Raw genomic sequence first — 13441 nt, 5'->3', positions numbered from 1 at the left:
TGCGCATTTGGACTTCACAGTGCTAAGTCTTTAAATGCTTCGGTGCGGCATGCTCGCACGTTTTAAGGAGCATTATTTCACCGCTACTCCAACACCTCATCTAAAAATTTTAATTTTCTGTTAAACTTATAACCAATCACCAATTTGAGCTTTCCGATATTATAATTGAATTTATTATCGGCAGAAATATTCATGAAAAAAATATCTGAACCATAAACAATGCCTGAATAAAAACGCTGACCATTGTGCCCGACTGCCGCACGAATATTAAGTTTGGTCACCAAGCGGGAATTGATATCATAATGATCTGTGGCCGTCACTTCTCCATTAAGCAGGCCCATACCTGGAGTTAAGCCACCAAAAACATAAAACCTGTAAGGCAAAACCAGCATGTAATTATAACCGCCTTGAATACCGATTATATTAAACCTTGAGTTTTGCAACTGAGCCCTCTCATCAAACCCCTCTTCCCCTGCTACTATACTGGAGTCCGCAGCAATATCCTGAACAGAAATGAAGCCTCCTACTGTAAACGAGCCGGCACTTTTCTTTTGGCGTCTATTTCCTGTAAATACTGAGCGTATTGACAGTTTTTTAGAATTGAAATTATAGAGATAGTTTGCTCCTACTACAGTGGAACGGATGTCATTTCTGAATATTGAACGCATAGCACCTTCCTGATCGAAACCTTTGTACCGCTGCACTGTCAAATCTACCAAGTGATTTCCGAATGAGGCCTCTCCTTGTAAATCAAAACGGGAAGTAACATCTTCCCGGATCAAAAGTAACCGCACACCAATATCAATCGCTAAAAATTTGTACGCTAAGCCTAGACCAATGGAAGTTGGGTTCTTAGGAACAAACCGCACCTTGTTTCCTGCACCATTCCTTATCACAGGATTTTGATATTTATAAATACCGATTACCCGAACAGACCAGCTGTCGTATGATAGGTCGACATAGGCAGTATCTACCTTTGGACTAAGCTGACTAACAATGCTCTGAGCCTCGACTTTTGAAACTGTAAAGGAAACCAACAATAACCAAAAACAATAAAGAGATCTCAGATGCACAGCATAAATTAAAGTCTTCGGTGAAGATAGGCCGACTTGTGATTGTTTGCAACGTGAGTGTTAAGAACAACAGAGCGATAAGAAACACACGATAAAATCTCTCGAAAACTTTTTATCCATCGGATGACTGTCTTTCATCACGCACATAGTCATTAGATGAATTATGGTACTACTCCCCCTTCAAAGTATCCACAGGCTTAAGCCTTATGGCCTGCACCATTTGGTACAATACGGTGACTAAAGCCACGCTGACTATACACAATAATGTGACACCATATATCGACCAGCTTAGGTCAATTTGGTTGGAATAGGCCTGCAGCCAGTCGTTCATAATGTAATAGCCTATGGGAAGGCCGAAGACTGAAGCCACAATAATTGGCTTTAGAAATCCTCTCAGCAGAATTTGGATGATGTTTGAAGAGGAAGCCCCTAATACCTTTCTTATTCCGAACTCACTCACCTTTTTCAAGAATGAGAACTGCGCTAACCCAAACAGGCCAATGACCCCGATAAAAACACTGATGGCTGTAAAGAACTTGACCAGACTCAAGAATGTCATCTCAGATTTGAATTGATTATCAAACTGCTCATCAAGAAAGTGGTATTCAAAAACATTATCTGGGTCTGCATCAGTGATAGTCTTCTGAATAGCACGAACTACTTCCCTGGCATTGGACGACTCGTTAACCCTTATCAGAATGTTGGCAAACTCATTTTTATGCATCATAAGTTCTAATGGCATAATCTTGCTTTTTGCCGAACTGAAGTAAAAGTCATCCACAACGCCTATAAGAAAATTATCTTTATCAGGCAGCTGCCCAAACACTGTTGGCCCATCTCCAAAATATAGGTCTCGTAAAGTTTTATTAATGATCACGTTTTGTTTGCCTTTGTCTTCCTGAGTGAAATCTCTACCCTCTATTACATTCAAACCTGCCATCTCGCTAAAATCTTCATCAACATAGTTTAAAGCCACGTTTACACTTTCTTCACCAAATTTCTGACTGAACATCCACCCTATTCCGGGAAGGTTGCCAACCGAAACCTGTTCTACCCCACTTACACCTTTAAGCTCTGATTTAATTAAATCGATATGTGATTTGCTGTATTCACTCGACTTGATAGAAATGATTTTATCGCTATCAAATCCAAGATCAAAATCAACCAGATATCCAGTTTGGCCTATTATCACTACACATCCGAATATCAAAACCGTTGTTATACAGAACTGTAGAGTGATCAGCGTATTTCTCAACCAGCTGCTGCCGCCCTTTCCAGTACTCGTGCTATTGCTAATCGCTTTTATTGGTCTGAACTTCGACAATACAAAGGCTGGATAAATGCCAGCCACAATAGCCAGTACAAGTACTGTTATAACATAGCCGGAAATGAAAGTTCCTGATAGCAAAACCGAACTATCCATAGGCTTAACTATCAAGGCATTAAAGTAGTTAACCATTAACTCACAGAAACCAAAAGCCAGTAAAGCTGCAATGCTGGTTATCAAAACTGATTCCATCAAAAACTGACTGATCAGGTTACTTCGCAATGCACCAATGGTTTTTTTAACACCAACTTCCTTAGCGCGTTCTGTAGCCCTTGCGGTGATCAAATTTATGTAGTTGATAACAGCGATAACTAAAATCAGTAAACCGATAACACTGAATACTTTTATAAATAACTGTTTGCCTCTAATTGTGCTTTTTTGAAGTCTGAATCTTGAATAGTCACCAAAATAAAATTCATTTAAAGGTATGAGCTCCGCCTCAACAACACCGGGCTCTAACTTTTCATCAAACAGGCCCTGAATTCTTTCTTTAAGCACAGTTGCATCAGCATTTGAAACTATGAAATAAGGCGTGTGACCTTCTTTAAAAGAGTTGATGTCCACCCCTTCCTGAGTACGCTTCTTAAAAGAGATAAGAAAATTGATATCAATACTTGAATTGGAAGGTGGTGCTAATACTATATTTTCAACTGTAAAAGGCTCACCCTGAAGTATTAGCGTCTTGCCAATTGGATCGGTGCCTTTAAAATACTTTTCAGCCATCTGCTCAGAAATGGCAATTTTGGAAGGGTCTGTAACAAACCCGAAATTGTTATTGGCATAATCGAAATCAAATATCTGCTGCCATTCGGGATCAATATAAATGCTCCCACCTTCATTAAACTTTTTATCTCCAACCTCCACAGCCACTGGTTCCGATGCAAATGCACGAGTGGCTATTTCAACGCCAACTACTTGATCCCAAACATTTTGAAATCCTGCCGGAGGTGGAATGCTAAACATTGGCTTACCATCTACCAAGTAGTTCATGTTCACACAATAGATATTATCATATTTAGCATGAAACCTGTCGGTCTGATGTTCATCCCAAACAAATAGGGAAAGCACCAAAAAGCAGCCAATACCTACAGAAAGACCAATAATGGTGATGAATGAATTTAGCGGATTTTTTATCAAAATCCTGTAAGCCAGTTTCAGGTTTCTTTTAAACATGGTTAAATCTATTATTCATCCTTTAATACATCAACAGGGTTAGTAAGTGCTGCTTTTAGCGAATGGTATCCGGCCGTTAACCATGTGAAAACCAAGACGGTGGTTATACATATGACCATTATATACACTTCAATATCTACATGATAAATGAAGTTTGCCAGCCATTGTTGCATCAGCCACCATGCTAATGGAGCTGCAACCATACATGAAACAAATATCAATGCTGAAAATTTTGTATTGATCATCATTACCAACTGCCCTGCTGAAGCCCCAAGCACTTTCCTTATCCCCATTTCTTTATTGCGCCTTGTTGCCACAAATGCAGAAAGCCCGAATAACCCTATACCCGCAATGATCATGGCCAATGAGGTAAATACAACAAACAGCTTACTCAACTGATCTTCACTTTTGTACACATCAGCCAGCTGTTGATCCAAGAAATTATAATTAAAAGGAACAGAACTGGCAATACCATTCCAAGACTTTTCAAGGTCTTCTATGATATTCATTGTGTTTGTTCCATTTACTGAAACCAGCACATTCTGAGAGGTATTAAAAATGGGCGCTTTAAAGTCAAAAAGTGCTAATGGTGCTATTCCATAATACAATGGCAGTGTATGGAAATTTTTCACTACCCCTATCACTTTAAATTCCGGTTCATAGTACACAAGCGTCTTACCAATGGCCTCCTCGGGTGTCCACCCAAAAGATTCGGCAGTCATTTCATTGAGCACAATATTGTGAGTTTCGTCCTGCGTCTCATCAAAGTTTCTACCAGCAACCAGCTCCATTCCGAGACCCGGAATGTATGATTCATTAACCTTAATAGTACCTAATGACACTTTTCGGTCCGGATTGCCTTTGATAAACATTAAATCTTCAGGGTTGCCAAAACCAGGCACCACACTGGAAACTATTACATCATTAACACCTGAGAGCTGCTCAACCTGGTTTAAAAAACTTTCTGTCTGCTCATCCAATTGATCTACTTCATTAATAACAATCATGTTATCTCTTCTAAAACCCATATTCCCATTTTGGAAGTAATTCAATTGCTGATAAATAATGGCAGTGCAAATCATTAAACAAATGGCAATAGAAAACTGGAAGACCACAAGCCCATTTCTAAATCGCACGCTACCCTTACCAGAGGTAAACTGACCTTTCATAACAGCTACCGGCTTGAATTGGGTAAGGTACAATGCCGGATAGGCACCGGCCACAAACCCTACAATGATTGGGAATAGGACTATGATTAATAAATAAGTCTGGGCGCTAAAAACGCTAATGATCTCTATTCCAAGAACATTTAACATCCCGATTTTAAACAGCTCCGTCAGTCCTAGTCCAACACCTGTAGCTATGACACTAATAAGTAAACTTTCAAATAGCAGTTGACCAACAAGCTGTTTTTTACTAGACCCAAGCACTTTTTTCAAGCCAATTTCCTTGGCTCGATGACCAGCACGGGCAGTAGATAGATTAACAAAATTGATGCATGCCAACAAAAGGATGACAATGCCTACAATTCCAAAAATCTGGATGTAAACGATGTTGCCATCAGTACCGATACGGTTCTCAACACTTCCACTATTCAGGTGAATATCAGTAATAGGTTGTAGGTAGAAAGTCAGTTCACCTTTTTCCTTCTCAAACTCATCAAATTCAATACCCAATCTTCTAAATGCTGACAAAGCATATTTATCAGCTATCTCATTAAGTTTTCCTTGTATGGGCTGAATGTCACCTTCTATTTTAACATAAGTAACCACCTGTGTCCATATCCAGCTCCACTCAAATCTTTTGCAATCCTGATTGGTATAAATTGAAATAAGAAAATCAAAGTCAAAATGTGCATTGTGCTGATTCGGAGCTAATACACCAGTAACTTCTAATGTTTTTTTATCATCCCCGTAAAGAATGGTTTGCCCAAGTGCAGACTCTTGTCCAAAATACTTTTCAGCCATTTCTGAGGTGATAACTACTGTATTTATGTCATCCAAAGCTGTTTCTGGGTTTCCTTCCTGAAGTTTAAATCCGAAAAAATCAAAAAATGTGCTGTCCGCTCCCAGTATGTTTTCTTCTAAAAATGCTTCGCTGCTACCTCCCGCACTTATTACTTTAGAATAAGGCGTATTAATTCTACAGGTAGCTTTAATCTGCGGAAACTCAGTTTTCAGTGCCTCTGCTAATGGCAAAACAGTAGACCCCATAATTCCTCCTTCCGGAGACCAGAAATTAGTCTGATTGACTCTATAAGTTTGCTCCACTTCCGGATGATGCTTATCATAAGTCAACTCATTTGTTGTGTACTGAGCTATTATTAAACAGGAAGCCACACCAAGCGCCAGTCCTAATACATTTATAAATGAATAGAACCTTTCTTTGATGAAAATTCGGAGTGATATTTTGAAGATATTTCTTAGCATGAGTTGTTATTTTAAGTTTATCTATTCGTTTCTTAAAGAATCTACAGGGTTGGCAGCTGCAGCCACAATGGACAGATAGCTAACCGTAATCCAGGCAATAAACATAGCTGCGAATCCTGATAGGATGAAAATTAGAATATTGATGTCTGTTTTATATTGGAAATTCTGAAGCCATAGGTTCATTAAGTACCACGCCAGCGGTGCTGAAATGATCACAGATATAGCTACCAATTTTGTAAAGCCTTTGTTGAGTAATAGCACGACAGTACCAACAGAGGCCCCTAGCACTTTCCTTATTCCAATCTCCTTTTGGCGCTGTTCTGTTGTAAAGGCAGCCAAACCGAAAAGTCCTAGGCAAGAGATAAAAATAGCTATGGAAGTAAAAAAGGCTACTGTTTTACCCAATGTTTTTTCTTTCTCCATCAGCTGCTCAAAATTATCATCGATAAATGCATAGCTCACTGGATCTTTCAATGATAAAGCTTGCCATTCTGAATTCAGGTATTCAATAAAATCAGCCTCCTGGTTACCCTGTAGTCTGATAGATAATCTGTAACCATCAGGATCGTAAATAATGGCAACTGGCTCTGGCTTGTCATTAAAACCTTTAAAACTGAAATCTGACACAACACCAATTACTTCAGAGCCCCTATTTAGTTTTGCTCCGATAGGATTTGGGCCTAACATCAACTCTTTTACGGCTGATTCTGTAAGAATTACCGCAGTAGAATCAGAGGCTATTTCATTAGAGAAATTACGACCTTCAACGAGTCTAAAACCTAAGGTCTCTAAATATTGATCGTCTCCAATGAAAGTTTGAAGCCCAATGCCTTGCTCCATTTCTTTGGATTGAAAGGTATAAACCCACATAGAAGGTCCTGCAGGAGTTCGTTTATTAAAACTTGCCGTTCTAACTGCATTGTGCTGACGCATTTTCTGCTTAAAAGCTTCCTTTTTCCCGTCCAACAGATCCGCATTATTTATAACCAAAACGTTCTCACGATCAAAGCCTAAATCAGCAACTCTTAAATGCTCAAGCTGTTGATAAACAGTCAAAGAGCAAATAATTAATGCGATAGAAACAGTAAATTGAAATACAACAAGAAAATTTCTAAAACCACTTTTGCCTGAGTTGGAAAATTTCGATTTTAAAATATCCACTGGTTTAAAGCTACTCAAGTAGAAAGCAGGGTATACGCCAGCCAGTATACCCACTACCAATCCAAATCCAAAATAGGCCAGTCCATAATGCCAATTAGAAAAGAGTCCATTGATCAACTGCTCATTAGTAAAGGATTGGAAGAGGATTAGAAAGATCTCAGATATTCCAATACCAATAATGAGTGCCGTAAGGCTGACCAAAACTGATTCCGTTAGGTATTGGAAAATGAGTATCTTTCTAGAAGTACCCATCGCCTTCCTGACCCCAACTTCTTTAGCTCTTTTAGCTGATTGCGCTGTCGATAGGTTTACGAAATTGATCACCGCTATGACAAGAAGAAAGATGGTGACCATTAGAAAAACGTAGACATTGGCACGATTGCCACCTGCTTGCAGATCAAACTTCATGGATGGATCCAGATGAATATCTGACAAGGCCTTTGTATAAAAGGCATAGTTGCCACTGTCCACCCAACTATCATAAGACATACCGGACTCAAAAGTTGGATAAACCAGCTCTTTTCTCAAATTCTCGAGCCTGATTTGCAAATCATTTATTGATGCTGTAGGTATTAATTTCACATAATTAAAATAACTGGCAGACGTCCAGTTTTCAGATCCTTTAAGTTGAATTGGCATCCATAAATCAGTTTCAAGATGTGTCGGATTCTCACTTTTATGCACTACACCCGATATTTTATAAGGTGTTTTATCTTCTCCAACCTCAATCAGTTTTCCAAGTACATCATGACTACCAAAAAGATCGAAAGCCAGTTTGGTTGAAATGATCATACTATTTGGTTCTAACAACCCATGGTCTGCATTGCCAGAAACAAACTGATGATTGAACACCTTGAAATAACTAGAATCCACTTTTAATGGTCCCACCTCAAATGCCTGGTCATTAATATATAGATTAGTTGTTCTTTCTTTTTGCACCCGAGTTGCTATTTCCACTTCAGGCACTCTGTCTTCTAAAATGTTATTAAATATTTCAGGGCCGCGAGCAAACGCTCCTGAATTGTAAAAAGAGACAGAAACCCTATAAATTCGATCGCTATCCTGATAGTGTCTGTCAAAATTCAGCTCCTGCCATACCCAACTGCCAATCACAAAACTGCCAGCAAGACCTAAAGACAAACCAAGAATATTGATAATACTGTAGCTCAGGTTTCTTCTGAACTGTCGGAGCGCTATGGTTATGAAATTTCGAAGCATGTGTTATTAGTTAGTAATTAGTTGTAAGTCTTTAGTCGTAAGTCTTTAGTCGTAAGTCTTTAGTCATAAGTCCCTAGTCATAAGTCCCTAGTCGTTAGTTCTTAGTTCTTAGTCGTTAGTTGTAAGTCTTGTGTTTCATTTATTCGTCCCTTAAGCTGTCAACTGGGTTAGCAGAAGCAGCTTTTACCGACTTATAGCTCACCGTAACTGCAGCCACAATGATGGTTCCCAACAGTCCCAGTGCAAAGAGCATTGGATTGAGGTCTATGCGATATTGAAAGCCTTGAAGCCACTCATTCATTCCGAAATAGGCCAATGGAGCTGCAAAGACAAAGGCAATTCCTATTAACTTGAAGAATGATAGTGAAAACATACCTACAATACTTGATACGGTGGCTCCCAACGTTTTTCTTACGCCTATCTCTTTTGTCCTTTGATTGATCATAAATGATGACAGCCCAAACAAACCCATACAGCCAACTATAATGGCAATGGAAGAGAAAAAGCTAAAAATAGTTGCCATTTTCTCCTCTCCCTCGTAAAATTCTTGCAACCTGTCATCATAAAAATCATAGTCGTACTCGTACTCTGGATATTGAGCTTTCCATAGTTTTTTGATTTCTTGATTGGTTTCTTGAAATGCACTTAAATTGACCTTTATAGATGCCATGCGATACGAAGAAATATCACTGAACATAGCCACAGTCATTATATCATCATGAAGGGAGGTTGAATTAAAATCCTTAACAACACCTACTATCGGAACCCACCTTCCCCAAATGCGGACTTGCTTCCCTATAGCGCTCTCATATGGGCCTTCATGATTGATGTATCTTAGGAGTTTCTCATTCACCACAACCTCTTTCAGCGTATCTGATTCACTAATCGATCTTCCCGCCAAAAGGTCCATACCATACAAATCGATATAGTTCTTATCAATAAATTTCATGGATGTGTAAAAATCTTCCCCCTCTTCTTCAAGGTTGAAGTTACTTACTGACACCGATCCCGAACTTGGTGCACTAAATGAAAGTGAGAAATTTTCAACACCAGCCAACCGGCTTACTTCGGTGGACAGCGTTTTCATCTTAGTTGCATCCTTTTCAGGAATTCGAATACTAACAATAGCTTCAGTATCAAAACCAAGGTCTGCCTGGCGCATGTAGTCGAGCTGCGTAAGTGTAACGATAGTGCCAATAATGAACACCTGGGAAATAAAGAACTGGAATACCACGAGGCCCTTTCGCAGGTTCATTCCCCCACTATTTTGGCTGGTGATTTGTCCCTTGAGCGCCAAAGCTGGCCGAAAACCTGATAGTACCAATGCCGGGTAAAAACCAGCTAAAACTGTAATGAGAAGAACACCACCAAGCAATAATGCTATAAACTTTGGGTCAAACAATTGAATATCAAGCACGACATCTAAAAATGGATTGATATAAATGATTAATAACTCAGCGAGGCCCAAGGCTAACACCACAGACAGTAATATCAATCCGAAAGACTCAGCAAGGAACTGAAGAACCAACTGATAGCGCGTACTTCCCATTACTTTGCGCACTCCCACTTCTTTCGATCTTTTGATAGCAATAGCAGTAGAAAGATTAACAAAATTGATGCAGGCAGTAAGCATTAGGAATACACCGATTAGTATCATCACCAGAATCTGATTTTTACTCACCGAGTTGTAAGAATAATTTGCATGGTTTTCACTAAAATGAAGTTCACTCATGGGCTGAAGCTCGTAGACCTCTTCATCTTCTTTTTCAAAATGCTTACCTACAAAGTCAGCTATCCTGCCTTTATAGTTGGCAGCGTTGTCTGAATCGGCCAGCATTACATAGCACTGATCATTGCTGCTTACACTGTTCCATCGGGCTTCCTTAAGTTCATCGCTAAACACGCCCAATGAAATAAAAATATCGAAGGGCATATCGGTATTACTAGGCGGATTGCCAACAATGCCAGTCACTTCCAGATTATATATTTTATTAAACACCAATTCTTGCCCTAGAGCATTTCCATCGGGAAAGAAAATGCTGGCAATCTTTTCTGATAAAACAATACCATTTTGGTTATCCAGTGCCTTATCCCTATTTCCTTCAAGCCAGTTGACTGTGAACATCTTGAAATAATCATTCTCAGTAAAGACTATCCTTTTGTCCTGCAGCTCATTATAGATGGGCGTTTCAGAGGAAGGATTGATCGTAAAAATTGTTTCACCATAGTGATCTCTCGTTAAAATGACATGTTCAAATTCTGGAAAGTCTTCACGAACCGCATCACGAAAAGGCACAGGCACACCAGGTGTATAGTCCATCTCACCTCCCTGACCAGGGGAACTGTTAATGAACCTATAAATGTGATCATAGTTAGCCTCAAATTTGTTGTAGCTGCCAGCATAGTTGGCGAGCAAAAACAGAACAATGGCGCATGATATACCCATAGAAAGACCAACAATGTTAATTGTCGTATTGACCTTATTTCTAAAGAGGCTTCTTAGTGCTGTTATTAGGTAGTTTCTTATCATTTTTTAGTAATTAGTAGTTAGTATTGAGTAGGAAGTACATAGTATTGAGATTTTAGTATTCAGTATATTGTTCATCATTTCTCGAGTTCTTAGTATAGTTTCTAGTGCCTTATGTTTCACGTCAATTATTTAAAATCATTCTTCCTTTAAGGCATTTACTGGATTAGCTGATCCTGATTTTATTGCATGGTAACTCACAGCTACAACAACAATTGCTAAACCTGACAAACAAATGATAACAAAGCCTAAAGGATCAATATTTACTTTATAAACATATGAGTTTAACCAGGCAGAAGACGCATAATAAGATAGAGGTACAGCTATAAGCATAGCTATAAATACTAATCGAATAAATTGCTGTGAAAACAGCGTTACAATTTGTTCAACAGTAGCTCCCAGCACCTTTCTAATGCCTATTTCCTTGGTTTTTCGTTCTGCCAGATATCCGGCTAAACCCAGAATTCCAAGACAGGCTACAAAAAAAGCCAGAAACGTGAAGGCAGCTACAATTTTGCTTAATCGCTGCTCCTCTTCAAACAAACGGCCGAAATCAGCATCAACAAAACTGTAATCGAAGGGTTGTAAAGTATTCTCCTTCCAAATACTCTCAAGCGCTAACAACTTTGCTGAAACATCTCCAGCAGAAAGTCTAACTGCTAAAGCATTTTCAGTGTATTTTGAATATACAAAAGCAGTGGGTGGAACTTGCTTTCTGAAAGACTGATGATGAAAATCTTTTACAACACCCACTATCTCAAAATTGCCTGGTGAACCTCCGAATTGGATCCGCTTACCAATAGGTTTCTCAAAACCCAATGCTCTAACAGCTGTCTCATTCAATATGATAACTGAAGTATCACTCAAAGTCATTTCATTGAAATTTCTTCCTTCTATCAAATCAACTCCTAACGTGTTGAGGTAACTAGAATCAGCCCATTGGTAATAGACTCTAAATCGATTTTCATCGATTGTATTTTTTTCTGGTGCAATAAAAGTGCTGCTCATTCCAATTAGATCAAAATTGAAGTAGCCAGAGGAAACAAATCTGGAGTCAGCGGATAAATCATTTTTAAATTTTGCAGCATTTTGTCCCAATTGATCAAGAGAGTTATCAATAACAATAAGATTCTCTCGCACAAATCCTGGGTCTTTCTGAAGACCGTAATTCAGCTGATCTTGAACACCGTAAACAAAAATTCCTAAGGTGAGAGAGATGGTAAACTGGAAAACAACTAAAGAATTCCTCAACCATGAACCCTTCGTTCCAGAACTCATCTTCCCTTTTAGTACTACAGCTGGCTTGAAGGAAGTAAGATATATGGCCGGATAAAGGCCTCCCAAAGCACCTGTGAATAGTGCCAGCATTAACAAAATAATAAGGTTAAGCGGGTTAGAAATAATGCTAAATGAAATGTCGAAATTCAAAAACAATTTCATGAATGGAATAAATAATTCAACCATTCCTAAAGCTAATAAGGCCGCTACCAAGCATAGAATGACCGATTCGGTCAAGAACTGACCTACTAATTTAATTCTAGATGAACCAAGTGTTTTTCTAACTCCTACTTCTTTGGCTTTCTTAGCCGATTGGGCAGTGGCCAGGTTAATAAAGTTGGTTATAGCCAAAAGCAATATGAATACTGCTGCCATACCAAAAATCCAAAGGTTATTACTATCTCCTCCTGGCTGCAAATCGAAATTAATATTAGATTTTAAGTGGATATCATCAACACGAAGCGTCAATGGTGTTTCAAATTTTGTTTGAGTTAAAATTTCCTTCACAGTTGTTTTACCAGGATACCAATCATTATCCAAAGCTCGTTTTGCAAAAATTCTATCAACTTTGGTTTGAAATTGACCTGAGGTGAAGCTTTCATCAGTTTTCACATAGCCATGATAAATAGTATAACCCCAATTATCTTTGCCATTAGCTAAAATGGCGCTGGGCATGTGCATTACCATATTGAATTTCAGATGAGTATTCGAAGGAATATCTTCTAATACAGCTATAATCTTAAAGACATTTTCTTCATCGCCTTGATAAATTATAATTTCTTTGTTCAAAGCAGATTCCTCATCAAACATCCTCTTTTCCATGGTTTCAGTAATGACCATAGCATTTGGCAGCTCAGAAAAATTATCGTAAGAACCTTTAACTATTGGGTAATTAAAGACATCAAAAAAACCAGCTGTAACATAATACCCTTTAGGCTCAACCTGTCTTTCTCCATTTAAGCCAATTAAAAAATTACCGCTATTGAGTAATAAAGTTTCTGCCTCTATCTCATCCATATTTTCAGATAAATAGCCTAGATGAGAAGGTGACGTTAAGGCATAACTTCTTTGGCTTAATCTGAAAACCGAGTTGTGAGAAGGAATAAATTGATCATAAGTAAGTTCATGGTTTATATAAAGACTTATGTAAATAACTACTGAAAAACCAACAGCCAAACCCACCACATTGAACATGGTGTAGGTTAAGTTCTTTTGAAACCTTCTGATTATAAGTGCTAAGTTTTTCAGTATCATA

General features: G+C 38.6%; 6 protein-coding genes. All 6 read right to left on the bottom strand.

Annotated elements, in window-relative coordinates:
• Positions 1–83: 83 nt before the first annotated feature.
• The 6 genes from RIB54_RS15130 to RIB54_RS15105 all read right to left on the bottom strand — a co-directional run bounded on the left by RIB54_RS15130 (position 84) and on the right by RIB54_RS15105 (position 13440).
• Entirely contained in the window at positions 84–1073 is a 990-nt protein-coding gene (locus RIB54_RS15130) for a DUF4421 family protein (protein ID WP_350101679.1), read from the bottom strand.
• Positions 1074–1242: 169 nt separating this feature from the next.
• On the bottom strand, positions 1243–3573 hold the full coding sequence (locus tag RIB54_RS15125) for an ABC transporter permease (protein ID WP_350101678.1): 2331 nt from the start codon (positions 3571–3573) through the stop codon (positions 1243–1245).
• An 11-nt stretch (positions 3574–3584) separates the two neighbouring features.
• Complete coding sequence (locus RIB54_RS15120) at positions 3585–6002, bottom strand: ABC transporter permease (protein WP_350101677.1); 2418 nt, start codon at positions 6000–6002, stop codon at positions 3585–3587.
• A gap of 21 nt (positions 6003–6023) precedes the next feature.
• Complete coding sequence (locus RIB54_RS15115) at positions 6024–8381, bottom strand: ABC transporter permease (protein ID WP_350101676.1); 2358 nt, start codon at positions 8379–8381, stop codon at positions 6024–6026.
• A 139-nt stretch (positions 8382–8520) separates the two neighbouring features.
• Positions 8521–10911 (bottom strand): ABC transporter permease, encoded by a 2391-nt coding sequence (locus RIB54_RS15110; protein WP_350101675.1) that lies wholly within the window; start codon positions 10909–10911, stop codon positions 8521–8523.
• A gap of 135 nt (positions 10912–11046) precedes the next feature.
• On the bottom strand, positions 11047–13440 hold the full coding sequence (locus RIB54_RS15105; RefSeq protein WP_350101674.1) for an ABC transporter permease: 2394 nt from the start codon (positions 13438–13440) through the stop codon (positions 11047–11049).
• Between the last annotated feature and the right edge of the window lies 1 nt (position 13441).

Source organism: Fulvivirga sp. (genome assembly GCF_040218215.1).
Taxonomy (GTDB): Bacteria; Bacteroidota; Bacteroidia; order Cytophagales; family Cyclobacteriaceae; genus Fulvivirga.
Note: the sequence above shows the minus strand (reverse complement) of the source record. Positions and strands in the feature narration are given on the sequence as shown.

Excerpts from the sequence above, each read along its gene's own strand:
- RIB54_RS15115 (WP_350101676.1), bottom strand. The coding sequence starts at position 8,381 with ATGCTTCGAAATTTCATAACCATAGCGCTCCGACAGTTCAGAAGAAAC.
- RIB54_RS15120 (WP_350101677.1), bottom strand. The coding sequence starts at position 6,002 with ATGCTAAGAAATATCTTCAAAATATCACTCCGAATTTTCATCAAAGAA.
- RIB54_RS15105 (WP_350101674.1), bottom strand. The coding sequence starts at position 13,440 with ATGATACTGAAAAACTTAGCACTTATAATCAGAAGGTTTCAAAAGAAC.
- RIB54_RS15110 (WP_350101675.1), bottom strand. The coding sequence starts at position 10,911 with ATGATAAGAAACTACCTAATAACAGCACTAAGAAGCCTCTTTAGAAAT.
- RIB54_RS15125 (WP_350101678.1), bottom strand. The coding sequence starts at position 3,573 with ATGTTTAAAAGAAACCTGAAACTGGCTTACAGGATTTTGATAAAAAAT.